The sequence below is a fragment of the Microbacterium ginsengiterrae genome (assembly GCF_014205075.1).
Lineage (GTDB): Bacteria > Actinomycetota > Actinomycetes > Actinomycetales > Microbacteriaceae > Microbacterium > Microbacterium ginsengiterrae.
This window is the reverse complement of record NZ_JACHMU010000001.1, coordinates 1,078,988-1,105,078: the sequence shown is the minus strand read 5'-3', so window position 1 is coordinate 1,105,078 and position 26,091 is coordinate 1,078,988. Positions and strand designations below refer to the sequence as shown.

At 67.3% G+C, this 26,091-nt stretch carries 25 protein-coding genes; 15 read left to right on the top strand and 10 right to left on the bottom strand.

Going from position 1 to position 26,091, the window contains the following annotated elements:
* The first annotated feature begins 9 nt into the window (after positions 1-9).
* Both HD600_RS05500 and HD600_RS05495 read left to right on the top strand, forming a co-directional pair.
* Complete coding sequence (locus HD600_RS05500) at positions 10-1,179, top strand: thiolase family protein (RefSeq protein ID WP_184282127.1); 1,170 nt, start codon at positions 10-12, stop codon at positions 1,177-1,179.
* Positions 1,180-1,197: 18 nt separating this feature from the next.
* Complete coding sequence (locus HD600_RS05495; protein WP_184282126.1) at positions 1,198-2,910, top strand: long-chain-fatty-acid--CoA ligase; 1,713 nt, start codon at positions 1,198-1,200, stop codon at positions 2,908-2,910.
* 16 nt (positions 2,911-2,926) lie between these two features.
* Here the strand turns inward: HD600_RS05495 and HD600_RS05490 are convergent, their stop codons facing one another.
* The 4 genes from HD600_RS05490 to HD600_RS05475 all read right to left on the bottom strand — a co-directional run bounded on the left by HD600_RS05490 (position 2,927) and on the right by HD600_RS05475 (position 7,121).
* The gene (locus HD600_RS05490) at positions 2,927-4,123 is read right to left on the bottom strand and encodes an acyl-CoA dehydrogenase family protein (RefSeq protein ID WP_184282124.1); all 1,197 of its coding nucleotides are present in this window, start codon (positions 4,121-4,123) and stop codon (positions 2,927-2,929) included.
* Positions 4,120-5,274 (bottom strand): CaiB/BaiF CoA transferase family protein, encoded by a 1,155-nt coding sequence (locus tag HD600_RS05485; protein WP_184282122.1) that lies wholly within the window; start codon positions 5,272-5,274, stop codon positions 4,120-4,122. The genes HD600_RS05490 and HD600_RS05485 overlap by 4 nt, the downstream gene beginning before the upstream one ends.
* Before the next feature lie 89 nt (positions 5,275-5,363).
* Positions 5,364-6,266: a LysR substrate-binding domain-containing protein gene (locus HD600_RS05480; RefSeq protein ID WP_184282120.1), complete on the bottom strand. Its 903-nt coding sequence runs from the start codon at positions 6,264-6,266 to the stop codon at positions 5,364-5,366.
* 30 nt (positions 6,267-6,296) lie between these two features.
* Entirely contained in the window at positions 6,297-7,121 is an 825-nt protein-coding gene (locus HD600_RS05475) for an IclR family transcriptional regulator (protein WP_184282118.1), read from the bottom strand.
* A gap of 131 nt (positions 7,122-7,252) precedes the next feature.
* Between HD600_RS05475 and HD600_RS15165 the strand changes: the two genes are divergently transcribed.
* The 10 genes from HD600_RS15165 to HD600_RS05425 all read left to right on the top strand — a co-directional run bounded on the left by HD600_RS15165 (position 7,253) and on the right by HD600_RS05425 (position 16,497).
* Positions 7,253-8,047 carry a carboxymuconolactone decarboxylase family protein gene (locus HD600_RS15165; protein ID WP_184282116.1) on the top strand — a complete coding sequence of 265 codons (795 nt, stop codon included), beginning with the start codon at positions 7,253-7,255 and terminating at the stop codon, positions 8,045-8,047.
* 105 nt (positions 8,048-8,152) lie between these two features.
* Positions 8,153-9,154, top strand: a complete 1,002-nt coding sequence (locus tag HD600_RS05465; protein WP_184282114.1) for an ABC transporter substrate-binding protein — start codon at positions 8,153-8,155, stop codon at positions 9,152-9,154.
* 18 nt (positions 9,155-9,172) lie between these two features.
* A complete protein-coding gene (locus HD600_RS05460; RefSeq protein ID WP_184282112.1) occupies positions 9,173-10,075 on the top strand; it encodes an ABC transporter permease in 903 nt (300 codons plus the stop codon).
* Complete coding sequence (locus tag HD600_RS05455; protein ID WP_184282110.1) at positions 10,072-10,854, top strand: ABC transporter permease; 783 nt, start codon at positions 10,072-10,074, stop codon at positions 10,852-10,854. Before HD600_RS05460 ends, HD600_RS05455 begins: the two co-directional genes overlap by 4 nt.
* On the top strand, positions 10,844-11,617 hold the full coding sequence (locus HD600_RS05450; RefSeq protein WP_184282108.1) for an ABC transporter ATP-binding protein: 774 nt from the start codon (positions 10,844-10,846) through the stop codon (positions 11,615-11,617). The genes HD600_RS05455 and HD600_RS05450 overlap by 11 nt, the downstream gene beginning before the upstream one ends.
* Positions 11,617-12,369, top strand: coding sequence for a class I SAM-dependent methyltransferase (locus HD600_RS05445; protein WP_184282106.1), 753 nt, complete (start codon positions 11,617-11,619; stop codon positions 12,367-12,369). The genes HD600_RS05450 and HD600_RS05445 overlap by 1 nt, the downstream gene beginning before the upstream one ends.
* Before the next feature lie 45 nt (positions 12,370-12,414).
* Positions 12,415-14,121, top strand: coding sequence for a flavin-containing monooxygenase (locus HD600_RS05440; protein ID WP_184282104.1), 1,707 nt, complete (start codon positions 12,415-12,417; stop codon positions 14,119-14,121).
* Between the two features lie 47 nt (positions 14,122-14,168).
* Positions 14,169-14,648 carry a cupin domain-containing protein gene (locus HD600_RS05435; protein ID WP_184282102.1) on the top strand — a complete coding sequence of 160 codons (480 nt, stop codon included), beginning with the start codon at positions 14,169-14,171 and terminating at the stop codon, positions 14,646-14,648.
* A 25-nt stretch (positions 14,649-14,673) separates the two neighbouring features.
* Complete coding sequence (locus tag HD600_RS05430; RefSeq protein WP_184282100.1) at positions 14,674-15,483, top strand: SDR family NAD(P)-dependent oxidoreductase; 810 nt, start codon at positions 14,674-14,676, stop codon at positions 15,481-15,483.
* A gap of 21 nt (positions 15,484-15,504) precedes the next feature.
* The gene (locus HD600_RS05425) at positions 15,505-16,497 is read left to right on the top strand and encodes a VOC family protein (RefSeq protein ID WP_184282098.1); all 993 of its coding nucleotides are present in this window, start codon (positions 15,505-15,507) and stop codon (positions 16,495-16,497) included.
* 66 nt (positions 16,498-16,563) lie between these two features.
* Here HD600_RS05425 and HD600_RS05420 read toward each other — a convergent pair whose 3' ends face one another.
* Positions 16,564-16,731 (bottom strand): hypothetical protein, encoded by a 168-nt coding sequence (locus HD600_RS05420; protein WP_184282096.1) that lies wholly within the window; start codon positions 16,729-16,731, stop codon positions 16,564-16,566.
* A 225-nt stretch (positions 16,732-16,956) separates the two neighbouring features.
* Between HD600_RS05420 and HD600_RS05415 the strand changes: the two genes are divergently transcribed.
* Positions 16,957-18,459: an MFS transporter gene (locus HD600_RS05415; RefSeq protein WP_184282094.1), complete on the top strand. Its 1,503-nt coding sequence runs from the start codon at positions 16,957-16,959 to the stop codon at positions 18,457-18,459.
* Positions 18,460-18,483: 24 nt separating this feature from the next.
* Here the strand turns inward: HD600_RS05415 and HD600_RS05410 are convergent, their stop codons facing one another.
* A complete protein-coding gene (locus HD600_RS05410) occupies positions 18,484-19,815 on the bottom strand; it encodes an MFS transporter (protein ID WP_184282092.1) in 1,332 nt (443 codons plus the stop codon).
* 209 nt (positions 19,816-20,024) lie between these two features.
* On the opposite strand from HD600_RS05410, the gene HD600_RS05405 reads away from it, so the two are divergent.
* Both HD600_RS05405 and HD600_RS05400 read left to right on the top strand, forming a co-directional pair.
* Positions 20,025-21,188, top strand: coding sequence for a MalY/PatB family protein (locus HD600_RS05405; protein WP_184282090.1), 1,164 nt, complete (start codon positions 20,025-20,027; stop codon positions 21,186-21,188).
* 118 nt (positions 21,189-21,306) lie between these two features.
* Positions 21,307-21,459 carry a hypothetical protein gene (locus tag HD600_RS05400; protein ID WP_184282088.1) on the top strand — a complete coding sequence of 51 codons (153 nt, stop codon included), beginning with the start codon at positions 21,307-21,309 and terminating at the stop codon, positions 21,457-21,459.
* A 19-nt stretch (positions 21,460-21,478) separates the two neighbouring features.
* Here HD600_RS05400 and HD600_RS05395 read toward each other — a convergent pair whose 3' ends face one another.
* The 4 genes from HD600_RS05395 to HD600_RS05380 all read right to left on the bottom strand — a co-directional run bounded on the left by HD600_RS05395 (position 21,479) and on the right by HD600_RS05380 (position 26,063).
* Positions 21,479-23,119, bottom strand: coding sequence for a thiamine pyrophosphate-binding protein (locus tag HD600_RS05395; RefSeq protein ID WP_184282086.1), 1,641 nt, complete (start codon positions 23,117-23,119; stop codon positions 21,479-21,481).
* Positions 23,116-24,363: a M20 family metallo-hydrolase gene (locus HD600_RS05390; RefSeq protein ID WP_184282084.1), complete on the bottom strand. Its 1,248-nt coding sequence runs from the start codon at positions 24,361-24,363 to the stop codon at positions 23,116-23,118. Before HD600_RS05390 ends, HD600_RS05395 begins: the two co-directional genes overlap by 4 nt.
* Positions 24,364-24,365: 2 nt before the next feature.
* Positions 24,366-25,364, bottom strand: a complete 999-nt coding sequence (locus tag HD600_RS05385) for a dimethylarginine dimethylaminohydrolase family protein (protein ID WP_184282082.1) — start codon at positions 25,362-25,364, stop codon at positions 24,366-24,368.
* Between the two features lie 96 nt (positions 25,365-25,460).
* Positions 25,461-26,063: a helix-turn-helix domain-containing protein gene (locus HD600_RS05380; RefSeq protein ID WP_184282080.1), complete on the bottom strand. Its 603-nt coding sequence runs from the start codon at positions 26,061-26,063 to the stop codon at positions 25,461-25,463.
* Positions 26,064-26,091: the final 28 nt, after the last annotated feature.

The window sequence follows — 26,091 nt, the reverse complement described above, 5'->3', positions numbered from 1 at the left end:
AGAGTCGAGATGTCAGCGACCCATGTGTACGACGCCGTCCGGACCCCGTTCGGTCGGGCCGGGGGAGCGCTCGCCGGAGTGCGCCCAGACGATCTCGCCGCGACCGTGATGCGCGCAACCGTCGACCGCCTCGGTCTCGAGGCGGTCCGCATCGACGATGTGATCTTCGGCGATGCCAATCAGGCCGGGGAGGACAACCGGAACGTCGCGCGGATGGGGGCGCTGCTCGCCGGGTTCCCGACCTCGGTCACCGGGGTGACGGTGAACCGGCTCTGCGCGTCCAGCCTCGAGGCCGTCGTGCAGGGATCGCGCGCCATCGAGGCGGGGGACGCCGAGGTAATCCTCGCCGGTGGTGTGGAGTCGATGAGCCGCGCCCCGTACGTGGTGGAGAAGGCCGCGCGGCCCTTCTCGGCGAACGGGAACCAGACGATGTGGAACACCGCCATCGGCTGGCGCATGACGAACCCCGTCCTGCCGACGGCATGGACCGTCTCGAACGGCGAGGCCGCCGAGGCGACGGCGCGGACATGGGGCATCAGCCGCGCCGATCAGGATGCCTTCGCCGTGCGCTCGCACGAGCTCGCCGCCGCAGCGTGGGCGGACGGCATGTACGCCGGGGAGATCGTGCAGGTGGAGGGCGCGGAACTGGCACGAGACGAAGGCATCCGTGACGGCACGTCCGTCGAGAAGCTCGCGACGCTGCCCGCACTGTTCGCGGAGGACGGCACCGTCACCGCCGGCAACTCCTCATCGATCAACGATGGCGCATCCGCCGTGCTGCTGGGGGCCGAGGGCGCGCTCGACGCGGAGCCGCTGGCGCGCATCACCGGCCGCGGCAGCCACGGCGTCGACCCGCACGAGTTCCCCACTGCGCCCATCGAGGCGGCGAACAAGGCGCTCGCGCGCGCAGGGCGCACGTGGGCCGATGTCGACTTCGTCGAGCTGAACGAGGCGTTCGCGTCGCAGTCGCTCGCCTGTCTGCGCGGGTGGCCCGAGCTCGACCCCGCGGCGCTCAACGTCCACGGCGGGGCGCTGGCGATCGGTCATCCGCTCGGCGCGTCAGGGGGCCGTGTCATCGGGCGCGCGGCGCACGAACTCGCGCGCCGCGGCGGTGGTGTCGCGGTCGTGGCGATCTGCATCGGTGTCGGGCAGGGCCTCGCCGTCATCCTCGAGCGGTAGCCCGCGTAGGATTTTTCCATGCACCTGAACGAGAAGCGCGCGTGGAACCGGTTCTACGCCCCCGGCACCCCGGTCGACATCGAGACCGTGACGGGGTCGCTGAGCGACATGCTGGACGAGCGCGTCTCGCAGTGGAGCGATCGACCCGCCATCACGTTCTTCGACGCGACGATCTCCTACCGCCAGCTCGGTGACCGCGTGTCCCGCGTGGCGAACGGACTGCGTGAGATGGGCGTGAAGGCGGGCGACCGCGTCGCTCTCATCATGCCGAACGCCCCTCAGCACGTCATCGCCTTCTACGCCGTGCTCCGCCTCGGCGCCGTCGTCGTCGAGCACAATCCGCTGTACACGAGGGACGAGCTCGCCGTGCAGTTCCAGGACCACCGCGCTGACGTCGTCGTCGCGTGGGACAAGATCGTGCCGACGCTGCGGGAGCTCCCCGCCGACGCCCGTCCTCAGCGGATCGTCTCCGTCGACGTCACCCGCGCCATGCCGTTCGCGATGCGACTTGCGCTTCGACTCCCGATCGCCAAGGCCCGTGCGTCGCGCGAGAAGCTGACCGCCCCGGTCGAGGGGACGACGCGGTTCGCGACGCTGGAGAAGAGCGCGCCGCTGCCGGCATCCCACCCCCGGCCCGCCGCCGGCGACCTCGCCGCGCTGCAGTACACCTCGGGGACCACCGGGACCCCGAAGGGGGCGATGATCTCGCACGCGAACCTCTGGTCCAACGCCCGCCAGGGGGCGGCATGGATGCCGGAGTTCGCCCGTGGAGAGGGCCGAATCTACGGTCTCCTGCCGATGTTCCACTCGTTCGGCGTACTGCTGTCGGTGATCTACTCGGTCGAGACGGGATCCAACGCGGTGCTGTTCCCCACCTTCGACCCCGAGCTCGTCTCCAAGGCGGCGAGGAAGTATCCGCCGACGTTCGTGCCTGCCGTTCCGCCGATGTTCGACCGGCTCGCGCGCGTCGCGAAGGAGGGCAAGCTCGACCTCTCCGGTGTGGTCTACGCGATCTCGGGCGCCATGACCCTCACGCCGGCGGTCGTGAAGCGGTGGGAGGACCGGGCGGGCAGCATGCTCAACGAGGGGTACGGGCTGACGGAGACGAGCCCCGTGGCGCTCGCGAACCCGTTCACCGACCACCGTCGCATCGGCGCGATCGGCATTCCGTTCCCGTCGACCGACATCAGGGTCGTCGACCCCAACGAGCCCACGCGTGAGGTCGAGCTCGGCGAGGCCGGTGAGCTGCTCATCCGTGGTCCTCAGGTCTTCCAGGGGTACTGGAACCGTCCGGAGGAGACGGCCGCGACACTGCTCGAGGGCGGATGGCTGCGCACCGGCGACCTCGTGGTCCAGGACGATGACGGGTTCGTCACGGTCGTCGATCGCAAGAAGGAGCTCATCATCACCGGCGGGTTCAACGTCTCGCCGTCCGAAGTGGAGCAGGTCGTGACCGCCGTCGACGGCGTCGCGGCCACCGCCGTCGTCGGCATCCCGCGCGGCAGCGGCGCGGAGGTCGTCACCGCCGTCGTCGTGCTCGAGGACGGTGCGACCTTCGACGAGGATGCCGCGCGCACGGCGGCCCGCGAGCACCTTGCGGAGTACAAGCGCCCGAGCGCCTACGTCGTCTGGGAGGAGCTGCCGACCTCGCTGATCGGCAAGGTGCTGCGCCGCAAGGTGCGCGACACGCTCATCGCGGACCGCAAGGCGACGCGCGCCAAGGAGGACTGACCGGGCCGGCCTGCGGTCAGCGGAATGCGGCCTCTCCCGTCAGTACCTGTCCGAGGACGAGGGTGTGCATCTCGACGGTTCCTTCATATGTGAGGACCGACTCCAGGTTGTTCGCGTGGCGGATCACCGGATATTCCAGCGAGATCCCGTTCGCTCCGAGGATGGTGCGCGCGGTACGGCAGATCTCGAGCGCCTCGCGGACGTTGTTGAGCTTGCCGATGCTCACCTGCTCCGGTCGAAGTGCCCCGGCGTCCTTGCGGCGCCCGAGATGCAGAGCGAGGAGGTACCCCTTGGTGTACTCCAGCGACATGTCCGCAAGCTTCTGCTGAGTCAGCTGGAATCCGCCGATGGGACGACCGAACTGTACGCGTTCCTTCGAGTAGCGGCGCGCGGACTCCAGGCTCGAGCGTGCGGCCCCCAGCGCACCCCACACGATCCCGTAACGTGCTTCGTTCAGACAGGACAGCGGACCCTTCAGCCCGCGGGCCTCCGGCAGCATCGCGGAGGCGGGGAGGCGGACTCCGTCAAGCACGAGTTCGCCCGTCGCTGAGGCCCGCAGCGACAGCTTGTGCTTGATCTCCGGCGCGGAGAAGCCGGGGCTGTCGGTGGGTACGACGAAGCCGCGGATGCCGTCATCGGTCTGAGCCCACACGACGGCAACGTCCGCGTATGGTGCGTTCGAGATCCACATCTTTCGTCCGTCGATGATCCAGTCGTCACCGTCGCGGCGCGCACGCGTCTTGAGATTCGCGGGGTCGGAGCCGACGTCGGGCTCGGTCAACCCGAAGCATCCGATCGCCTCACCCGCTGCCATACGGGGGAGCCACTCCTGCTTCTGCTCCTCGGAGCCCCAGCGCCAGATCGCGTACATAGCCAGCGAACCCTGCACCGAGACAAGCGAGCGCAGACCGGAGTCGGTGGCTTCGATCTCCAGGCAGGCGATGCCGTACTCGGTGGCGGACATCCCGGCGCAGCCGTACCCCTCGAGGTGCATTCCGAGGACGCCGAGCGAGCCGAGCTCCTTGGTCAGGCCGCGGATATCGGGGATGGCCCCGTTCTCGAACCATTCGGCGATGTGGGGTTCCACGGATGCATCCAACATCTGGCGAACAGCTGAGCGGATGCTCTTCTCATCGTCGGTGAGGAGGTCGTCCAGGCCGGCAGGATCGGTCGGGTCTGGGGCGGGAAGAGACATCGGATCGATGTGGCTCATGATTTCTTCTCCTTCTGGAGCCAGTGGCGGACCGCGTCGCTGTGCTGCCCCAGCCGCGGTGGCGCCGTGTATTCGGTGATGGGGGTGTGAGAGTAGGAGACCGGGTGACGCACCTGAGCGGGCACGCCGTCGCCGACGTCGACGAGCGGATCGAGCCCGAGTGTGTCGGCAAGGGCGAACCCGTCGGCGATGCTGCCGACCTTGCCCGCCGGTACGCCGGCGCGTGAGATGCGTTCCACCCACGACGCGGCGGTGTCCTCCGCGAGCAGTTTCGCCAGCGTCGACGCCAGCGCAGCGCGGTGGTGCACGCGGGCCGCGTTGGTGACGAAACGCTCATCCTCAGCCAGGGACTCGTCGCCGAGTTCCGTGACGAGTCTGCGGAACTGAGCGTCGTTCCCGCAGGCGATCGCGATCGGCGCGTCCGCGCAGGGGAGCAGCTCGTACGGGGCGATCGACGGGTGCGCGTTGCCGAGTCTCCCTGGGGGTCTGCCGGTGGTGAGGTAGGACGATGCCTGATTCACCATGGCGGCGAGCAGGCTTGTCAGCAGATTGACTTCGACATGCTGCCCTCGTCCGGTCCGGTCCCTGGCGTGCAGCCCGGCGAGGATGCCGACGGTCGCGTCCTTGGCTGTGAGGACATCGACCAGGGCGACACCCGCTTTCATCGGTGAGCCACCAGCGCTGTCCGGATCGCCCGTGATCGACATGAGGCCGCCGACCGCTTGGACGAGGAAGTCGTAGCCCGGGAGCTGCGCTCCGGCACCGCTGCCGAAGCCGGTGATGGAGCAGTAGACCGCGCCGGGGTTGCGCTCGCTGACCTGTGCGTAGCCCAGCCCGAAGCGGTCGAGGGCCCCGGGGCGAAAGTTCTCCACGATCACATCCGCGCGCAGTGCCAACTCCCGCGCCACCACCTGATCGGCGGAATCGGTGAGGTCGAGGACGACGGATTCCTTGTTGCGGTTGGCGCTCTCGAAGTAGGAGGCACTGTTCTCCGTCCATGGCGGTCCCCACGAGCGGGTGTCATCGCCGGCACCGGGGCGCTCCACCTTGATCACCCGTGCCCCGAGGTCCGCCAGTGTGGCGGTCGCGTAGGGGCCGGCGAGCACGCGGCTGAAATCAGCCACGAGGACTCCATCCAGGGGAAGCGTCATATGCCCAGTGTGCGGCGGCGAGACGATGATGTGAAGTACCGATGTCGGTACCGAGCGATACCTTCCCGGTATCGCACTTCGCTAGACCCTCAGTGGTGCTCCGGCTCCGCCTCGATCGACGGTGCGACGTCGATCAATGCGGCAAGTCCAGGGCTGACACGAGACCGGCGCCATGCGAGACGCACCTCGACCTTGCCGAGGGTCGGCCGCACAGGGCGGAAGGCGACCGAATGCACCGGGACGTTCTCGCGCACGCCGGAGAACGTCAGCGCGATGCCGACGCCGGCGTCGACCATCAGCAGTTGGGTGGCCGAATCGATCGCGGTGTCGACGATCCTTGGGACGAACCGCCCGCGCCTCGCGAGGTCGTTCAGGCGTGTCGAGAGCGTCGCCCCGTGACCGCCGGGCAAGACCACCCAGGGTTCGTCAGCCACGTCCTCCGCAGTGACCGCCTCCGCCTGTGCAAGCGGGTGATCGGCGGCGACGGCGACCAGCAGTTCCTCTTGTGCGATCACCCGGGAATCGACGTCGCGGGGAAGGGTGTCCCAGCGTCCGACGACGGCGTCCAGCTGACCGGATCGGAGCTGCTCCATCCCGGGTTGCGACAGCAGCGAACCGGACAGGTCGATTGCGAGATCGGGCCGGGCCAGCCGCACGCTGCGGGTGAGAGTGCTGACGAGCGCATTGACGGATGCGCCGGCGAAACCGAGGCGCACCAGCCCAGTCTCACCGCGCTGCACGCGACGGGCGAGCTCGGTGATGCGCTCGGACTGCATGACCAGCTCCCTCGCCGGTTCGATGAGGGCCGCCCCCACATCGGTCAGCGCGACATGACGCGGGCCGCGCTCGAACAGCGCCGCGCCCAGCTCATTCTCCACCGCGCGGATGAGCCGACTCAGCGGAGGCTGTGCCATGTGCAGCCGCTGCGCGGCTCGGCCGAAGTGCAGTTCCTCGGCCACGGCGAGGAACGCGCGTGCCCTGTAGACGTCCACGAGTCGAGCTTACGGTGACCGGCGTGGTGGTCAGCCGACGCTGTCCATGCGCTCACTGACGATCTCGGCGGTCTGCCGCACCCGGAGCACGTGCCGCTCGAGCACGATCGGATCGATCTGCGCGTCGACGACCACGATGCCGAGCGCGGCGGAGACGCGGCCGCCCTGCCACACCGGTGCGGCGATGCTGACGGTGTCGAGGTCGACCTCGTTCTCGCAGATGACGAGGCCCTCCTCGCGGATCGCCGCCAAGCGCTTCTTCATCTGCGGCACCGTGGTGAGGGTGTGTGAGGTGTACGCGGGGAGTTCGGCCCGCTCCAGGAGGTCCTCGACGATCTCGGGTGACTCCCAAGCGAGGAGCACCTGCGCCAACGGGCCCGCGTTGAGCGTCAGAGCTCGTCCGCGCTCATAGGACAACTGGAGATGGCGCTGGGGCGGCTCTGCCCGCTCGACGCAGTACACGCGGACTCCGGATCGGCGGGTGAGCAGCGCCGTGCCACCGGTGTCGCGGGCAAGGCGCTCCAGCGCGGGGCGGATGATCTCCTCGGGACTGTGCGCCTTTCGAGCGATGCGTGCCAGCTCGAACACGCGCAGGCCTAGCCGGTAACCGTTGCCGGTGTCCTCGAGGAAACCCGTGGATGTGAGCGTCTGCAGATATCGGTAACCGGTCGATCGCGCGACGCCGAGGCGTTCGATCACGTCCGCGGCTCGCACGACCGGGCGTTCGTCCGAGAACATCGTGAGGATGTTGAGCGTGCGGTCCGATGTGGAGTTCCTGTCGCGGTAGGCGCTCGTCCGCTCCGCTGCATCGCCGTCGACGAGTTCCATCTCGTCTCGGGTCGTCCGCTGAGGCATACCCTCCCCCTCCGTGGTAGGTGTGTTCAGTCTACTTGGTTGGAGGTCTGCAGTACAGGACAAACTGTCTGTATATCAGGACTAGACTCCGAGCACCTCGTACGCACGGGGTCCAACAGATTGGAGCAGTCGTGATCACCGACGACACCACCGCCCCCGCCCGCCCAACCGAAGACGTCGATGCCGAAGCCGTGGGGCACCGCCTCGAACGGATGGCGGGCGCTCTCGACGACTCATTGCGCGCCGCGCTGGACATCGATGCCGACTTTGTCGCGGCATATCTGGATCTCGCGGAGGTCCCCGGCCACGTCTGGCGCCTGGATGCCAAGACCAGGGCGCTCATCATGCTCGCGGTGACGTCGGCCGTCACGACGCTGGATGTTTCCGGCATCCGTACTGCGGCGGTGCAGGCGCATCGCGCCGGCGCCACCAGGGTCGAGGCGCTCGAGGCCGTCCATCTCGTGGCGGTGCTGGGCATCCATTCCTACGTGACCGGGATTCCGCCTCTTGTCGAAGTCGCCAAGGCGCAACTGCAGCAGGACCTCGTCGATGAGGAACCGCTGACGGGCGAGCGGGCTCGCGTCCGCGACGCGTTCACGGCTCAGCGGGGGTACTGGAGTCCAATGAACGAAACACTGCTGCGCGCGGATCCGGACTGGTTCAGCGCGTACACGGACTACTCGTCGCATCCCTGGGTGAGGGGCGTGCTGAGCCCCAAGGTCCGCGAGCTGATCTACATCGCCATCGATCTGTCGTGCACTCATCTCTTCGATGTCGGGGTGCGACCTCACATCGAGAACGCGATTCGGTACGGCGCGACGATCGAGGAGCTCGTCGAGGTCCTCGCGGTCATCGCTCCGCTGGGCTTCGCCAGCGTGAGGGCTGCCGCGCCCATCATCAAGGACGTGTTCTCAGGCGACGCTTGACCTGTCCTGATTTGTCGTGTTAGCGTCCTGTTTAACAGGACATAGATCCTGCTCTATGGAACGGTATCGACGCCGTGCTGGCGCTCAATGATGAGAGGCACTCCCATGAGGACCAAGATGATCCGCCGATCCGGGGCCGCGATGTTCGCGGCGACCGCGGCTGCGGCGCTCGTGCTCACCGGCTGCAGCGGCCCTTCGACCGCCGCGTCGACGTCGGACGATGCGCTGGAGGGGTACACGCTGAAGGTCGCCGACTTCCCGGTGATGGAACTGGCGGCGCTCTACGCCGGTCGCGACGGCGACGTCTTCGCCGCGCACGACGTGACTCTCGAGGCGACGCAGATCTCCGGCGCGGGCGCGGCGATGATCCCGGCGGCGGTCGAGGGCACCATCGACATCGCGCCGTCGAACGTCCTGTCCGTCATGGTCGCTCAACAGAACGGCCAGGACGTGCAGTGCTTCGCCCTTATCACCCGACGCCCGGCTGAGGGGCGTCCGCTGGCGCTTCTGACGCCGGGCGATTCCGCGATCAAGAACGCGAAGGACCTCGAGGGCGCGCAGGTCGCCGTGAACGCGCTCGGCGGCGCCAATGACCTGATCGTGCGGGCGTGGCTCGACTCCGAGGGTGTCGACCCCGAGAGTGTGACGTTGGTGCCGACCGAGTTCCCCAACATGGGTCAGGTGCTCGCCAACCGCAACGTGGATGCCGCGCTGACGGACGAGCCGTTCACGACCCAGGCGATCGCCGACGGTGCCAGCGTGCTCGAGGAGCGGCCGTACCAGGCCATCGCCGAGACGCCGGCGTTCAGTTGCTGGGCGGCGACCAGCAAGACCATCGAGGAGCGCGGCGATGCACTCGCGGCATTCGTGGCAGCGATGAACGACGCCAACGCCCTCGCCAACGGCGATCGCGATGTCGTGACGGCCACGCTCGTCGACACGATGGGCTTTGCGCAGGAGGTCGCCGAGGAGGCATCAGTGCCGCAGTTCGATGCGACCATCTCCGTGGAAGACCTCACCGTGTGGGCGGACCTCGCGAAGAAGTACGGCATGCTCGACGCGGACTTCGACGCGGCAAGCGCCGTCACGCCCGTCTCGGGCGACTGAGCGGCGACAGGAACGATCATGAACTCCGTCCACAGCACGGTCTCCGCCCCCGGGCAGCCCGTAGGCGCAGACCTGTCGACCACGACATTGCTCACGACCTGGCGGTCAGCGGATCGACGCCGCAAGGCCACGGCGAGGAGGCGCGTCGCGGTGAATACCGCGCTGACCGTCGCTTCCTTCGTGGGAGCAGCCGTGCTGTGGGACCTCCTCCGTGTCGTCGGAGTCCTACCGGTCCAGTTCTTTCCCGAGGCGCTCGAGATCATCGGGCGGCTCGGGGAGGAGCTGGCAGCCGGGTTCAGCGGCAAACTGCTGATCGCCACGGGGCAGACCGCGCTGACGTGGTTGCTCGGCTTCATCACCGCGGGCATTCTCGGAGTCATCATCGGGCTCGCGGTCGGCAATTCGGCCTATGCGTCGGCGACCCTTGGGCCGCTGCTGAGATTCGTGCGATCCACGCCGGCGGTGGCATTCGTCCCCGCGGCGATCCTGGTGGCGGGAATCGGCCTGGAGGCCAAGCTCCTCATCGTGGTCTTCGCGGGCATTTGGCCGATCCTGCTCAACACGGCGGCGGGCGTGCGTCACGTGCCCCCGCAGTACCGTGACGTGGCGAAATCCGTGCGACTGCCGAACCTCGAGGTCGCCCGCACCGTCCTGCTGCCGACGATCGCTCCGTCGATCGTCTCGGGCCTGAGGGTGTCGATGTCCCTCACGCTCGCCGTGACGGTCGGCGTCGATCTCCTCATCGGCGCCAGTGGCCTCGGAGCCCTCATCAACCAGTACCGCGGGGTGGGGAACATCACCAGCGCCTATGCAGGCATCCTCTGGGCCGGCCTGCTCGGGACGGTCCTGAACCTCATCCTTCTCGCTGTCGAACGCAAGGTGCTCTTCTGGAGCCCCGAGTACCGGAGGAAGAACGCATGAAGTCTCTGACCTCCTCCCGTCGGTTGCTCCTTGGCGCGGGTGGCGTCGCCGTCGCCCTGCTGATCTGGCAGCTCGTGCTTCCTCCGCTCCTGAACACGAAGGCACCCGTCGTCGCTCCGTTCACCCAGGCCGCCGGTGCAGCGATTCAGATCGTCACCACCGATTTCGGCGCCACCGTGTGGCCGTCGATCCTCCGGATCCTCGCCGGCTTCGGGATCAGCGCCGTCCTCGGGATTGGGATCGGCATCGTGCTGGGTTCCGTCCCCTGGTTGCAGCGCCTGGTCCGGCCCGTGTTCGACTTCCTCAGGGCGACCCCGGCGACGATCATCATTCCCGTCGCGATCGCCTTCCTCGGTTTGAACACCCCCCTCGTCATCGGAGTGATCGTGTTCGGGTCGATCTGGCCCGTTCTCATCAACACGACGGACGCGATCGCTCGCGTCGAGCCTCAATACCTGGACGTGGCGCGTGTGGCGAAAGTCGGGCGACTGCGGACGATCTTCACCGTGAAGCTCCCGTCCGGCCTCCCCCTGATCCTTCCCGGTCTCCGTCTGACCATGCAGCTCGCCCTCGTGCTGATGGTCACCGGCGAGATGCTCGGCGCCAGTTCCGGGCTCGGGTTCACCCTCGTCCAGGCGCAGCAGTCGTTCGACATCGCGCAGACGTACGGCGGCATCATCGTCCTTTCCGTCATCGGGTTCCTGCTCGATGTGATCCTGGTCAGTTTGGAGAAGAAATATGTCCGCTACGACTCCAGGGCAGGTGCCCATGCTCTCTGAAGCCCCCGGTTTGGAATGCGTCCAGCTGCGCAAGTCGTTCCCTGGTCCCGACGGCGGGATGGCGCAGATCATCGACGGCCTCTCGTTCACCATCGAACCGGGGCAGTTCGTCTCGGTCCTCGGCCCCTCCGGGGCAGGCAAGACCACGCTGCTCCGCTGCATCACGGGACTCGACACCGTCGACTCCGGCGAGGTCATCCTTGGCGGACGCACGACGAAGGGCGTCGCGCCCGAGACTGCGGTGGTGTTCCAGGACTACAGCAAGAGCCTCTTCCCATGGCTCACACTAGAACGCAACGTCATGTTCGGCCTGCGTCTGCCGAAGGCCGAGGCGCGAGAACGTGCTCGCGAGGCGCTGGAGCGCGTGGGCCTCATCGACTTCGTCGACCACTACCCGTGGCAGGTGTCCGGAGGGATGCAGCAGAGGACCGCGATCGCCAGGGCTCTCGCCCGCCAGTCCTCTCTCGTCGTGTTCGATGAGCCGTTCGCCGCGGTCGACGCCCTCACGCGCATCCAGCAGGAGGACGGCCTGCTGGGACTGTGGAGCGAGTTCGGGTTCACCGCGCTATTCGTGACGCACGACGTGGATGAGGCCGTCTACCTCTCGGATCGTGTCCTCATCCTCGCGCCCCGGCCGACTTTCGTCGCGAAGGAGATCGTGATCGACCTGCCGCGTCCACGGGACCAGGTTGAGACGCGCTCGCTGCCCGAGTTCCAGCAGTACCGCGCCGAGGCGCTGGAGATGCTCGGGGTGGCGCACTGATGTCCGCTTCCGAGAGCCGTCCGTCCGGGCAGTTCGGCGGGGGCAATCCGTGGGATCACGTGCAGGACTGGGACGTGGAGTTGCTCGGCGACGACGTCCGCGACCCCGCGCAACGCCGTACGTGGGAGCTCGCCACCCGGCTCGCCGGCGGGCTGCCGTACATCTGGAACGAGCTCGCGCGACCCGTCTCCCAGATCATCTACGGTCTGCTCGAGCTGCGCCCCGGCGATCGTGTCCTCCTCATCGGGGAGGGAATCGAGCCGTCCGGATGGCGCGAGGGCATCCGGGAGATCATCGGTCCGGACGGTGTGCTCGACGAGGTCGAGATCATCCGGGACGGCCGTCGTGCCGTGCACAGTCGGCTGCCGGGCCGCAACGGCCAGACCGGATGCTGGCGCTGGGCGTATGCGGACGACCTGGATGACGAGTCCTACGACTGCGTCGCCGTCCTCCAGTCCACGCAGCACGCCGACGACTGGAGCGAGACCGCGGGCGACCTGTTGCGCGTGATGCGATCGGGGCGGCGCATTGTTCTCGCCGAGGCGATCCTCGCCGGCCCCACCTTCTTCTCGCGGGTGGATGCGGACGTCCACCTGCGGCAGTGGGTCGACAAGCTCTATGAGCAGGTGCGCTTGTCAGACATACCGTACTGGTCGCCGCAACAGATCCTCGACGCCTTCGCGGGCAAGGTCGACGACCCGCAGATCTTCGAGTGGAAGGGCATCGAGATGTTCTGGGGCCGTAAGCCCTGACGCATCGTCGCCCGACCCTCTGACGTGGACATAAGGAAAGAAAGCATGAGCGATATCAAGCAATACGACGCCGTCGTCGTGGGAGCAGGTTTCTCCGGGCTGTACGCCCTCCACAGGCTGCGCAGTCTCGGACTGTCGGTGCAGACCTACGAGCGCGGCTCGGGCCTGGGCGGTACGTGGTTCTGGAACCGCTATCCCGGGCTTCAGTGCGACACGGAGGCGATGGCCTATACCTTCACATTCGATCCGGCGCTCTACCGACGCTGGAACTGGTCAAAGCGGTTCGCGCCGTGGCACGAGATCCTCGACTACGCGAACTTCGTCGCGGACGAGTTGGACCTTCGCCGCGACATCCAGTTCGACACGACCGTCGTCTCTGCGCAGTTCGACGAGGATCGCGCGCTGTGGCACATCGGTCTCGAAGGCGGTGAGCAGGTCGATGCGAGATACTTCGTTCCCGCACCAGGGCCGCTCAACGCCGCCAACATCCCGCCGATGCCCGGGCTGGAGAACTTCTCAGGCGAGTGGTACCACACGGGGGAATGGCCGATCGAGCAGCCCGACTTCGCCGGCAAGCGCGTGGCGGTCATCGGCACAGGCTCTTCGGGGGCGCAGTTGATCTGCGCACTGAACTCCGTCGTCTCGGAGCTGACCGTCTTCCAGCGCACGGCGCAGTACATCACCCCGGCGCGCCAGCGCCCCCTCGACGAGTCGGCGCGCGCCGCGTGGAAGGACAACATCGAGCGCCTGCATGAGGAGATGCGACAGTCCGCGTTCGGAGCGCCTGGCACGTCGACCGCACGATCCGCCCACGAGGACACCCCGGAGCAGCGCGATGCCGTCTTCCAGGCGGCATGGGACCACGGCGCGCAGGCCTTCGCGCTGGCGACGTACAACGACCTCAACACCGATGAGGAGGCGAACAGCTGGGCGGCGGACTTCGTGCGCCGCAAGATCGCCTCGATCGTTACGGACCCGGAGACGGCGCGCAAGCTCATGCCGTCCTACCACTTCGGCACCAAGCGTCCGGTCAAGGCCGACGGCTACTACGAGGCGTTCAACCGCGACAATGTGCACCTGGTCGCGTTGGGAGAAGAGCCGATCGTCGAGATCACCGAGAACGGCATCCGCACTTCCGAGCAGGAGTACGAGTTCGACGTCATCCTGTTCGCCACCGGATTCGACGCCGTCACGGGCCAGTTGTTCAAGATCGACATCCGCGGCCGCGATGGGCAGACCCTCAAGGACAAGTGGCGCAACGGCGTCGAGGTGCGCACGAACCTCGGTGTCACCACCAGCGGGTTCCCGAACATGTTCCTGCTGCAGGGGCCGCAGGCGCCATCGATCATGGCCAGCTATCTTTTCGGGATCCAGATCAACGTCGATTTCGTCGCTTCGATCATCGAGGAAGCGGAGAAGCGCGGCGCTGGGCTGGTCGAGTCGACGCGTGCCGCAGAACTCGCCTGGAGCGACTTCTGCCAGGCGCTCGCCGAGCGGACGTTCGTGCTGAAGACCGAATCGTTCTGGACTGGTGCCAACATCGCCTCCAAGCCGCGCCCGGAGATCATCACGATCTACATGGGTGGGATCAAGGTGTATGCCGACCGACTCGAGGACATCATCGCGCACGACTTCAAGGGATTCCGGTTCATTCCGGAACACGAAGGCGAGGCGGAGACCATCACGGACGCCGAACTCGAAGCCTGGGTGAGAGACAAGGTCGACGAGCTCGTCGCCACCACCCAGGGCTGACTCCGAAACCCACCCACCCCCTACAGAGACAGACAGGAACACCCACCATGCCGCACCTCAACGTTCGCCGTATCGTCACCGGGCACGACAGCGAAGGCAACGCGGTCATCCGCGAAGACAAGACAATGGAGACGAAGGTCCTCGGGGCGGAAGCCGAGATGGTCCTCGCATGGACGACCGCGGAGTTCCCCTCCGACAACTCCGACGAGTTCGACGGTGCGCTGCGCGAGGTGCGCCGGGTCTCTCCTGGTGGCTCGGTCCTGCAGTTCGTCACGATGCACCCGCACACCGCGTCGAAGCACCACCGTACGCACTCTCTCGACTACGGGATCGTGCTCGAGGGACACGTGACCCTTCAGTTGGACAACGGTGAGGAGACCGTCTGCGGTCCCGGTGACGTGGTGATCCAGCGCGGAACCATCCACACCTGGCGCAATGACACCGATGAGCCCACCAAGGTGGCGTTCATCCTGCTCGACGCGAAGCCGGTCGAGATCGCCGGCAAGGTTCTCGAGCCGGAGAACTGAGCCGAAGATGAGTGAGAGGACGCTGATGGAACTGTCGCCCGAATCCCGTGGTGTCGCCCCGGGCCGTGGTCGACTGAGCGGTCGGAAGATCCTCGTCGTCGGCGGCGGTCAGGCGCAGCATGGCGATGATGATGTTCCCGGCAACGGCCGGGCCGTCAGCATCCTCGCCGGCAGGGAGGGCGCGGCGGTCGTCGTCGCCGATCTCAGTCTGGAGCTCGCCGAGGAGACGGCGCGACTCGTGCGCGCGGAGGGCGTCGCGAGCTACGCCGTCTCCGGCGACGCGACCGACGAATCCTCCGTGCAGCGGATGCTGGAGGAGGCCTCGTCGCTCATGGGAGGCCTCGACGGGATCTTCATGAACGTCGGGATCGACGGTGGCGTACGTCTCGCGGGCACGGACGTGGACACCTGGGAGCGTGTGTTCGCGGTGAACGCGCGTTCTCACTTCCTCGCCGTCAAGCACGGAATGTCGTTGCTCCCGGACGGACTGGGGTCCGTGGTTCTCATGTCGTCGACCTCGGCGTTCAGCGCCGCCGGGGAGGTGCCGGCGATGAGTGCATCGAAGGCGTCGTTGACGGCACTGTGTCTTCATGCCGCGCGCGAGAATGCTCCAAGGCAGGTGCGGTGCAACGTCGTCGCCCCCGGTCTCATCGACACACCGCTCGGCCGAAGTGGGGGGCGCAAGCGCGCAGCGCGATCCGGTATCGGCATTCCGATGGGGCGTTTCGGCACCGCGTGGGAGACTGCCTACCTCGTCGTGTTCCTGTTGTCGAACGAATCTGCCTACATCACCGGGCAGACGATCGTGATGGATGGCGGCAGGCTCATCCCCTGACGCCGAGGAGACGAGGATCACATGGCTGTTCCGGAGAATTTCGACCTGGCGCATATGGGTGCGATCGAACTGCGCACGCCGAAGTTCGAGGAGAGCCTGCGCTTCTTCCGCGACGTCTGCGCCATGCGCGAGGTCGCTCGCATCGGCGACTCCGCGTACCTGCGCTGCTGGGACGAGTATCAGCTGTACTCGCTCAAGTTGACGGCGTTCGACACCAACGGCGCAGGGCGCACGCTCTACCGGGCGTCGTCCCAGGACGCGCTCGAGCGCCGGGTGGCGGCGATCGAACGGACCGGTCTCGGGCACGGGTGGCGAGATCCGGAGGTAGGCGTCGGCCGTTCGTACGAGTTCGAGGATCCTGACGGGCACCTGATGGCCCTCTATTACGACACCGAGCACTACGTGCCGGACGACGAAGATCGCCCCGCACTCAAGAACCAGGCGTCTGCGTTCCCTGGGCGGGGTATCAACGCGCGGCGGCTCGACCACATCAATTACCTGGCCTCGGACGTGAACGCCAGCGGCGAGTTCTGGCGCGATGTCATGATGGCGCGGGAGTCCGAGCGCGTCCGTCTGGACGACGGGCGATACGGCGCCTGGTGGTTCCGGTTCCATCAGAAGTCATACGACGTCGTGTATTCCGACGACTGGACGGGAGAGCGTGGGCGGTTCCACCACTTCGCCTTCGCCCCTGACTCGCGTGACGATATCCTTCGAGCGGCGGACATCTGCCTTGAGAACGGCATCCACATTGAATACGGACCGTACAAGCACGCGATCAACCAGACGTTCTTCCTCTATGTCTGGGAGCCGGGCGGTAATCGCATCGAGTTCGCGAACGCCCAGGCACGCCTCATCATGGATCCGGATTCACCCGTCGTGGAGTGGTCGCAGGCGGAGCGGGCCAGAGGGCAGGCCTGGGGGATGAAGACGGTTCCGACCTTCCACACCCATGGAACGCCGTACGTCGCCGACCAGGAGGAGGTCGACCGCCGAGCGATGGCGGGGCACTGACGGGAGACACGAGAAAGCCGGGCCGTGAACGATGTCACGGCCCGGCTTTCTCGATCTTGGTCTGGGTCAGACGCGGTTGCGTCCGCCACTGATCACCCTGAAGAGGAAGGCGATCAGCGCGATGACTCCGACAATGAGCGCGACCCACAGCAACCAGCCGAGAGCCTCGGTGAGGCCTCCGACGATCGCAAGGACGATAGCGACGACGATGATGACCACCAGTGCGATGTTCATGGGGAGTCTCCTTCGGTTGTGATGTTCCGATGGTGGCACACAGGTGACTTTCGGCAACGGGGGGTTGACGGCCGGGTTCAGGCGGTGGTAGCGCCTGTTCCGGAGCTGTTCGCCGCCCCTTGCCCGGGCCGGTCGTGCGTGTCAAGCCTGTCGGCGTCTTCGCGCACGGCCGGTAGCTTGGTCGGCGCTTCATCGGAACGCGTCCGATGCGCACAGGGGAGTGAGATGACCAGTCGGAGCAAGCCCGTCAGCCGCCGCAGGAGAAGACTCGCCGTGGATGATGTCCTCGTCGTGAAGAAGTCGAAGTTGCGCACCGCGATCTCGGGCACCGTCGTCGGCAACTTCATGGAATGGTTCGACTTCGGCATCTACGGGTACCTCGCCGTCACCCTCACGGCCGTCTTCACCTCCGACGCTCCCGGCGGCCTCGGGCTGCTGCTGACGCTGTTCGGGTTCGCGATCTCGTTCCTGGTCCGGCCGCTGGGCGGGTTCATCCTCGGCCCGCTCGGAGATCGGATCGGACGGCAGAAGGTGCTGTTCCTCACCATGACGATGATGGCGGTGGCGACGGCGCTCATCGGCGTGCTGCCCACGTCGGAGGCGATCGGCCTCTGGGCCGTCGTGCCGCTGTACTTCCTCAAGATGGTGCAGGGCTTCTCGACCGGTGGCGAGTACGCCGGGGCGACGACCTATGTGTCGGAGTTCTCGCCCGACCGCTCCCGTGGCTTCTGGTCGTCATTCCTCGACGTCGGGTCCTACGTCGGGTTCGCCGCCGGTGCCTCCACGGTCGCGGTGACGACGTGGATCACCCAGGGCATCTCCGGTCCGGATGCCATGACCGAGTACGGATGGCGCATCCCGTTCCTCGTCGCGATCCCGCTCGGAGCGGTGGCGATCTGGTTCCGGCTCAAGATCCCGGAGACGCCGGCGTTCGAGGCGGAGACCGACGACCTCCGCGCCGGTGCGGGCGATGACCCGCTCGGGCGGCTCGGCGTCGTGGGCATCTTCAAGCACCACTGGCGGGAGGTGCTCATCGGCATCGCCCTGGTGTCGGCGACGAACACGGCCGGATACGCGCTCACAAGCTACATGCCGACGTACCTGGAGACCGAGGTCGGGGTCTCGAACCTCATGGCGGCCGTCGCGACCGTCCCCGTACTCGTCCTGATGAGCGCGTGTCTGCCGCTGATCGGACGACTCTCGGACCGCATCGGGCGAAAGCCCGTGTACGGAATCGCGGTCGGCTCCACCATCGTGCTGATGATCCCCGCGTTCACCGTCATGCAGATCGGGCAGGAGTGGGCGGTGTTCATCGCCCTGGCGATGGTCGCCATCCCGGTGGCGTTCTACGTCGCGATCGCGGCATCCGCTCTTCCTGCCCTGTTCCCGACCGCGTCGCGGTTCGGAGCGATGGCGATCGCGTACAACCTCGCCGTCTCGCTCTTCGGAGGAACGACGCCGCTGTTCAGCCAGGCGCTCATCGACCTCACGGGCAACACCTACATGCCCGCGTTCTACATCATGTTCTTCGCCGCGCTCGGCGGCGTGGCCATGCTGACGATGAAGGAGACTGCGGGGCGGCCGCTGAAGGGGTCGTTCCCGACGGTCGAGACGAAAGCGGAGGCGACCGAGCTCGTCGCCGAGCAGGACGAGAACGAACTGCTCGACACGAGCACGATGCCGTTGGACATCGTGGCCGACGAGAACGTCGCGTCCGATCGAGGGTAGTGGCCGCGACCGCCGGGCGGTATGTCAGCGGCGAGGGCCGAGGTCTTCCAGTGCGACCCGATATGTCTCCCGCCCGCTGGCGATCGCAACGGAGGAGATCAGGCAGGCAAGCGTCGTGTATGCGGCCGCCGGCCACCAGGCGTCGCCATTGGCCGCGGAGATCGCTTGGATGATGACAGGGGAGAACCCGGTCAGTACCAGTCCGAGTTGCAGGCTGACGGCCATCCCCGTGACGCGATATCGGACGGGGAAGAGTTCTGCGAAATAACCGGGGTACACGGCGTTCGTGGCTGCCAACCCGACGGCGACGCACAAGATCATCCCGGTGAAGATCAACGGAACGTCCGCGGCGGCGACGGCGGAGAAGAACAGCCAGACGGAGGCCCCTCCGACGAGGTTGCCGCCGATCAGAACAGGCTTGCGTCCGACACGGTCGCTGAGGGCAGCGAGTAGCGGCTGCGTCACGAGTGCGACGGCATACCCGGATATCACCGCCCACAACGTCGTCGACGCGGGCACCCCTGCGACGTTCGTGGCGTACGTGAGTCCGTATACCGGAACGGTCGTGCTGATCACGAGGAGGAAGGCCGCGAAGATCAGACGTACGACGTCTCGTGGCTGATGGCGCAGGACTTCTGCGAGCGGTACCCGAGCTGTACCACCTTCCTCCTGTTCGGCGAGGAACGCCTCCGGGTCGCGCACCGTGCGCCGGATCACGAGCCCGACGACGAGGATGATCGCGCTGAACCAGAACGGTACGCGCCATCCCCAAGCCATGAGTTGGTCCTCGGGGAGTGCGGCAACACCGATGAAGGCGAACGTCGCGATGATGCACCCCACCCAGATGCCGTTGACGGCCCAGGATGTGTACAGACTGCGCCGGCCCGCGGGAGCGTGCTCGAGAGTCAGCGAGGTCGCGCCTGCGAGCTCGCCGCCGACGGAAAGTCCCTGACACAACCGGAGAAGGACGAGCATCGTCGGAGCCAGGATTCCCACCGTGTCGTACGCCGGCAGGCATCCGATCAGAAAGGTAGCCAGGCCCATCACGAGCAGGGTGAGGATCATGATGTTGCGCCGCCCGAAACGGTCGCCGAGGTGGCCGGATATGAAGCCGCCGAGAGGACGCGCGAGATACGCGACGCCGTAGAGACCGAGCGAGTACAACAGACCTGTCGATCCTGCGTCGGGGAAGAACACACGTGAGAAGACCAGTGCTGAGGCAGACGCATAGATGTACATGTCGTAGTACTCGAGAGCAGACCCGACGAAGCCGGCGAGGGACGCCCGCTTGCTCTGATTACCGGGAGAACCCGCCCCGGCGTCCGCGGGCGGCTCTCCTGTGATGTGCGACGCCATCGTCTGTCCTCATCGTCGAATGGCCGTGGCCGGATCGGACCGTCGGCGTGGTGATCTGATCACAGTTTCGCCGATGATCGAGGCTGTCGGTGACACCGTTTCACGGACGGAGCCCGGGGGGCGAAGACGGTCCGTGACGCGGGTTCCCGCGGATCGGGCCCCGCGTCGGTGAACTCCGAGACAATGGAGGGACGACGCGAAGGAGCAGCATGACCCGTCATCCGTTCGATGCGATCACCCAGAGCGACCTGCGCCGAGCGGGCAGCATGAAGTGGACGATGTTCCCCGACGCGATCGGCGCATTCGTCGCGGAGATGGATTTCGGGGTCGCCCCCGCCATCACCGAGGCGATCGATCGCTCGCTGGAGACCGGACTGACGGGCTACCTGCCGCAGCACGTGGCGACGACGCTCCAGGCTGCGACCGCGGACCGGTACACGCGGCGGCACGGCTGGGACATCACAGCCGACCAGGTGCGGCTCGTGCCCGACGTCATCGTCGCCTTCGAGTTCGCGATCGCCCAGTTCACCTCACCGGGCGGAGCGGTGATCGTGCCCACCCCGGCGTACATGCCGTTCCTCTCCGTGCCGCCGCGGCTGGGCCGACGCGTGATCGAGGTGCCGAGCATCCAGGTCGACGGCCGGTGGGCCATGGACCTCGACGGGGTGGCTACGGCGTTCGAGGACGGCGGGGAACTGCTCGTCCTGTGCAACCCGCACAACCCGCTCGGCACGGTCGCCACCCGCGATGAGCTGCTGCGGATCTCCGAGACCGTGGCGGCAGCAGGAGGACGGGTGTTCTCTGACGAGATCCACGCACCGCTCGTGTACGCGCCCGCGGAGCACGTGCCCTACGGCTCCGTCTCGCCGGTGGCGGCGGGTCACACGATGACGGCGGTGTCCGCCTCCAAGGCGTGGAACCTCGCCGGACTCAAGTGCGCGCAGATCATCTTCTCGAACGCGGAGACCCTGGATGCCTGGGAGGCGGACGGCGGCTGGACCGGACACGGCACTTCGACCACCGGAGCGTTGGCGAACATCGCCGCGTACGAGTCCGGCGACACGTGGCTGGACGATGTCGTCGACTACCTCGACGGCAACCGCCGCCTGCTCGCCGAACTCGTCGCGGAGCACCTGCCCGGGGTGCGGATGACCATGCCGGAGGGCACCTACATCGCCCTCCTCGACTTCCGTGAGACCGGACTGAGCGGCGACCTCGGCGCCTGGTTCCGCGAGCACGCCGACGTCGCGATGACCGATGGTGCGGCATGCGGGGCTGCCGCGGTCGGCTTCACCCGCTTCGTCTTCGCCACGCCACGGCCGATCATGCGGGAGGCCGTGGAGCGGATGGGTCAGGCGCTCGCCGCGCGCTGAGCGGCCCTGCTCTAGTGCCGCCCCGGCGTCCGGCGCGACGTCGAGCATGTGCGAGCATAGCCGCCGACACTCGAGAGGCGCACACGCGCCGGCAATGAGACTGGTGACGCGTCGCCCCATGGCCACCATCCGTTCCCGGCCCGCTCGCCGCGTCGCGGCGGCGGCAGCGGTGCTCCTCGCCGCCGGCGCGATCGCGGTCGCGGCATCGGTGACCATCGTCCTCGTCGCCCGCCGGCGGAAGTCGCAGCCTCCTGCGCCGCCCGCTCTCTGAGCGACCTGCGAGGCGCGCGCTACCCGGAGTGCTCCACGCGGACGTGGATCAGCGTGGGCAACAGATGCTGGAGTGCGTCGCGGACGGCATCGCCCACCGAGTCCGGCGTCGCGACGCAACCGCGTCCGCGCAGCGCCGATCCCAGGGCAGCCCAATCCGGCTGCACCAGGTCGACGCCGACCGGCGTCATGCCCGCGTCGGTCATGTTGTCGCGGATCTCTCCGTAACCGCCGTTGTCGACGCACACGATCGGAAGGCACAGCCGCTGCTCGACAGCCGTCACGAACTCCTGCACCGAGAACATCAGCGCGCCGTCTCCGATGAGCCCGACAACGGTGCGTTCCGGCGCGGCGATCTTCGCCCCCAGCGCCGCCGGCAGGCCGTAACCGAGCGTGGCGTAGGTGGGCATGTACAGGAGCTGGCCGGCCTGCACGCTGCGGAACAGAGTCGACGTCGCGAGGTAGGTGACCTGCGACGAATCGCCGGCGATGATCGCATCGACGGGGAGCACCGTCGCGACCTCGTCCACGATGCGCGACAACTCGGGGTGCGACCTGCGTGTCATCTGCGACACCTCATCGCGCAATGCGGCCACGTCGGTCCAGCATTCGCGCGCGGTCCCGGAGAGGCGTGCAGCGTCGGAAAGGGAGGAGTCCTGCAGGATCAGCGGGATGATGACCTCCGCATCGCCGACGAGGACCACCGCGGGGTCGAGAAGGCGTCGCGTCTGTGCCGGATCGATATCGACCCGGATGATCTTCTCGGGCGTGATCGATCCGCCCCACAGCTCGGCATCCCCGATGTCGGATCCGACGACAAGAAGGACGTCTGCACTGCTGAGCAGGCTCTGGACCGCCGGAAGGCGGATGTCGGAGCCGACGACGAGTGGATGCCGCTCCGAGATAACGCCCTTGCCGTTCACCGTGGTGACGACCGGCGCGCCCAGCCGCTCGGCGAGCGTCTGCAAGCTCGACCCCGCCGATGCCGAGCCCCCACCGGCGAGGATGGCGGGGCGTGCCGCCGCCGAGAGGATCTCGCTCGCGCGATGCACTTCCGGATGCGGGGGCAAGGGGGCGGCCTCGATCCGCCGGGGTTGCGGCAGCGCTGCCGACCACGCTTCGGTGAGCAGGTCGAGAGGCAGCTCGACGTGCACGGGGCCCGGTCGCGCGCAGCGGAAGAAGCGGAACGCGTCATGCACGGCGTCGATCGCTTCCGAGGCGCTCTCCGCCCGCCGGCTCCACGACAGCACGCTCGCCGTCGCGCCGAGAGGATCCTTCGTCTCGTGCAGGGCCCCGGAGCGCTCTATGGGCAGACCCCGTTCGCGCCCGGGGGAGAGCAGGAGCAGGGGGCGCGACTCCGCCCACGCCGTCCCTGCGGCGGACAGGGCGTTGAGCAGACCGGGTCCGGATGTCGTGATGACGACGCCGGGGATCCCGCGGGTCGAGGACCACCCGTCCGCCGCGAACACTGCCCCTTGCTCGTGTCGGGTGGTCACCGTGCGGAGGCCGAGCTCCTGGAGCGGTCGATACAGCTCGATGTTGTGCGTGCCGGGGATGCCGAAGACCGTGTCGACGCCGTACGCCGCGATGAGCGACATGACGGCGCGAGCCACGGTGACCCGGTGCTGGTGCGTGTGCCCTACGGGTCCGATATCGGTCATTCCGGCATACCGTTCGTGGAGAGCTCCCGGACGACGTCCTCGAACACCGAGAGACCTGCGAGCATGTCGGCGTCGGTGCTGAACTCGCGTTCGTTGTGCGATATCCCGTCGACGCTCGGGATGAAGGCGAGCAGGGTCGGGATCATGTCCTTCATGTTCGTCGCGTCGTGACCCGCGAGCGTCTTGACTCTCCCCTGGCTGAAGCCGTGCGCCGCAGCGGAGCGTTCGATGAGACGGATGCCGCCCTGCAGGAACGGTCCGCTCCGCCAGACAGATCGTGAGACGATCTCGATGCGCGTACGCGTGCGCTGCTCGATCTCGGCGATCCTCGACTCGAGATGCGCGAACGCCTCGTCCAGGAGCCCTGTCGTCTCCGCGCGAAGATCGGCAAGAAGTCGTACTTCACGTGCGATGGTGACGGGGGAGTTCGGAGCGACCGTGAACTCCCCGACGGAGGTGTGCAGCTCATCGACCTCGAAGTGCTCGATGAGGTCGTGGACCGCGGTGACGAGGTGTGCGGCACCGAGCAGAGCATCCCGCCGGTCACTCATGCGCGCCGATCCTGTGTGCCCCTGCTCGCCGTGCACGACGACCTCATACTTGTAGGCCGACCACGTGGCATCGACGGCACCGATGGTCACACCGGCGGCATCCATCGACCGGCCCTGCTCGATGTGGATCTCTCCGTACGCTGCGAGCGGCGGAGAGGTGAAGTCACCGTGCATCGCGGTGCTGCGGAGCGCGGACGCGACGCTCGTCCCCGCCGGATCCCGAGTCGCCAGCGCATCGGCGAGGGTGAGTTTGCCGGTGAACACGCCGGAACCCATCATGCTCGGCTTGAACCTCGCGCCCTCCTCGTTGAACCAGTCGACGATCGCGATGTTGTAGGTCGGAGCCGAGCCCGCCCGGCGGTGGTCGTCGACCACGCGCGACGCGGCATGCAGCGCCGTCAGCACCCCGTAGGCGCCGTCGAAGCGTCCTGCGAGTGGCTGGCTGTCGGTGTGTGAGCCGAACAGCACGAACGGGGCGCCGGGCACGAGCTCCGCGAGGCCGAACAGATTCCCGATCGCGTCGAAATGCGCGGTGAATCCGTGTGCGACGAAGCGACCAGCGAGCCACTCGCGTAGCTGTGCATGCTCCGGTGAACCGGCGAGCCGCTCGACGCCGCCTCCGGCGGTCGCGCCGAAGGACGAGAGTCGCGCGAAGTCGTCGAGGAAGGACTCCTGTGCTGTCCGATCGGTCATCGTCAGCTCCAGTCCCGCTGCAGTTCCATCGTCGAACAGTGGAGTCCTCCGCCGTTCTTGAGGATCTCGCGATACGGCACTGCGATGACCTCGACGCCCTTGGCCGCGAGGCGGTCGGCCGTGCGCGGGAGATGGTCCGGCATGATCACTCGTCGTCGATCGAGGACCAGGAGGTTGCTCGCCCACTCCTCCGAGGGGTGTACCTCGACGAGCTCGATGCCGAGGCCCTCCAGGGCACTGATGTAGTCGTACGGAGCGAGCCGGGGGTTGACGAGCGCCAGGTCGTCGTCGATCATCGAGGAGCACATGTCGAGGTGGATCAGATAACCGGGCAGTGAGACCCGGTGCAGGGTGATTCCGTGCGGCTCGAGCATGCGGGCGAGCTGCCGGTGCCCCTCGGGTGTGGTACGGACGGATGTGCCGAGGAAGGCCTGGTCGCGCCGCACTTTGACGAAGGTGCCGCCCTCGACGACGCCTTCGCCCGTGATCGTGCCCAGGATCGGCATCCCCGCGCCTGCGACGGCACGCGCGATAGATTGCTCCTCTCCACGGCGCATGCGAGCGGCCAGTCGTGTGATGATCGCTCCGCCGGGGACTGTGATCAGCGGGTCACGGGTGTACACGGCTTTGGTGAAGTCCGGCAGAGGGTCTGCGTACACGACCTCGACGCCGTTGGCTCGCAGCACGTCCGCGAAACCGTCGTGCTCCGCTGCGACCCTGTCGAGGTCGGGGGCATCCTTGCCGGTCCAGTACCAGCGCCGGGCGGGGTCCACGAGGGCGTCGAGTTCGCGGGAGTACGCCGCGGGGTCGATCTGTGCCAGCCCCGCCGCCGGTCGGCGCATAAGTACGGAACGCAGTCGACTCACCTCGTCAGCGGCGCCCCAGCGGCGCCCCCAGGTGGCCTCGAGCTCGGAGTGATCCGAGAAGCCGGGGGCTCCTTCCGGGCCCATGAGCGCGTGGAACTTCCCGTCGGAGACTTCCATCGTGGAATCGAATGTCATGATCGTCCTTCGTGCGGAGGGGTGGGTCGGATGTCAGGGCGCTCTGATGAGCGCGCACACCGAGGCGGTGTGCACGGGGAGGCTGCCCGAGGCCTCCTAGGGCGGGCTGAGCGCCTGACCGGCCCACGTCGCCGGTGCCAGCACCCAGATGAGGTCGCAACCGTCGTCCCCGACGACTTCCCAGCTGTGCGGTTCCCGCCCGTCGAGCGTGAGTGAGTCACCCGCCGCCATCGTCAGCGCATTGTTGGCGAAGAGGACACGGACGCTCCCCGCGACGACGTGGAGGAAGTCGATCTCGGCGTTAAGGGCGTACAGCTCGTTACCGCCGCCCCCGCTCTCGCCCGCGCGGACGCGTGAGCGGATGACCTGGATGCGACTCTCCCGGCGCGGGGAGAGCAGTCGCTCATCGACCGCCGTTCCCCCGAGATCGATCTCGGGTGCGTCGTCGGCAGCCACGAAGACGAGGTCGGGTTCGGTGAACAGCGTTCCCACGGAGATGTTGAGCACATCGCACAAGGAGACGAGGTTGCTCACGCTTGGTGAGGTCTGATCCCGCTCGACTCGGCTGAGGAAGCCTTTCGTGAGTCCGCTCGCGTGAGCGAGCTGTTCGATCGTCATCTGCTGCGCCGTTCGTGCCGCGCGCAGCCGAGCACCGATCGCCGAGGCAGAGTCCCGGGGCTCGACAGGGATCGCTCTCATGAAGCACCCTTCCGCCGTCGTTGAATAT

Coding starts and splice junctions, on each gene's coding strand:
- HD600_RS05500 (WP_184282127.1), top strand. CDS start 10: ATGTCAGCGACCCATGTGTACGACGCCGTCCGGACCCCGTTCGGTCGG.
- HD600_RS05495 (WP_184282126.1), top strand. CDS start 1,198: ATGCACCTGAACGAGAAGCGCGCGTGGAACCGGTTCTACGCCCCCGGC.
- HD600_RS05490 (WP_184282124.1), bottom strand. CDS start 4,123: ATGAGCCACATCGATCCGATGTCTCTTCCCGCCCCAGACCCGACCGAT.
- HD600_RS05485 (WP_184282122.1), bottom strand. CDS start 5,274: ATGACGCTTCCCCTGGATGGAGTCCTCGTGGCTGATTTCAGCCGCGTG.
- HD600_RS05475 (WP_184282118.1), bottom strand. CDS start 7,121: ATGCCTCAGCGGACGACCCGAGACGAGATGGAACTCGTCGACGGCGAT.
- HD600_RS05465 (WP_184282114.1), top strand. CDS start 8,153: ATGAGGACCAAGATGATCCGCCGATCCGGGGCCGCGATGTTCGCGGCG.
- HD600_RS05460 (WP_184282112.1), top strand. CDS start 9,173: ATGAACTCCGTCCACAGCACGGTCTCCGCCCCCGGGCAGCCCGTAGGC.
- HD600_RS05455 (WP_184282110.1), top strand. CDS start 10,072: ATGAAGTCTCTGACCTCCTCCCGTCGGTTGCTCCTTGGCGCGGGTGGC.
- HD600_RS05450 (WP_184282108.1), top strand. CDS start 10,844: ATGCTCTCTGAAGCCCCCGGTTTGGAATGCGTCCAGCTGCGCAAGTCG.
- HD600_RS05445 (WP_184282106.1), top strand. CDS start 11,617: ATGTCCGCTTCCGAGAGCCGTCCGTCCGGGCAGTTCGGCGGGGGCAAT.
- HD600_RS05440 (WP_184282104.1), top strand. CDS start 12,415: ATGAGCGATATCAAGCAATACGACGCCGTCGTCGTGGGAGCAGGTTTC.
- HD600_RS05435 (WP_184282102.1), top strand. CDS start 14,169: ATGCCGCACCTCAACGTTCGCCGTATCGTCACCGGGCACGACAGCGAA.
- HD600_RS05430 (WP_184282100.1), top strand. CDS start 14,674: ATGGAACTGTCGCCCGAATCCCGTGGTGTCGCCCCGGGCCGTGGTCGA.
- HD600_RS05425 (WP_184282098.1), top strand. CDS start 15,505: ATGGCTGTTCCGGAGAATTTCGACCTGGCGCATATGGGTGCGATCGAA.
- HD600_RS05420 (WP_184282096.1), bottom strand. CDS start 16,731: ATGAACATCGCACTGGTGGTCATCATCGTCGTCGCTATCGTCCTTGCG.
- HD600_RS05415 (WP_184282094.1), top strand. CDS start 16,957: ATGACCAGTCGGAGCAAGCCCGTCAGCCGCCGCAGGAGAAGACTCGCC.
- HD600_RS05410 (WP_184282092.1), bottom strand. CDS start 19,815: ATGGCGTCGCACATCACAGGAGAGCCGCCCGCGGACGCCGGGGCGGGT.
- HD600_RS05405 (WP_184282090.1), top strand. CDS start 20,025: ATGACCCGTCATCCGTTCGATGCGATCACCCAGAGCGACCTGCGCCGA.
- HD600_RS05400 (WP_184282088.1), top strand. CDS start 21,307: ATGGCCACCATCCGTTCCCGGCCCGCTCGCCGCGTCGCGGCGGCGGCA.
- HD600_RS05395 (WP_184282086.1), bottom strand. CDS start 23,119: ATGACCGATATCGGACCCGTAGGGCACACGCACCAGCACCGGGTCACC.
- HD600_RS05390 (WP_184282084.1), bottom strand. CDS start 24,363: ATGACCGATCGGACAGCACAGGAGTCCTTCCTCGACGACTTCGCGCGA.
- HD600_RS05385 (WP_184282082.1), bottom strand. CDS start 25,364: ATGACATTCGATTCCACGATGGAAGTCTCCGACGGGAAGTTCCACGCG.
- HD600_RS05380 (WP_184282080.1), bottom strand. CDS start 26,063: ATGAGAGCGATCCCTGTCGAGCCCCGGGACTCTGCCTCGGCGATCGGT.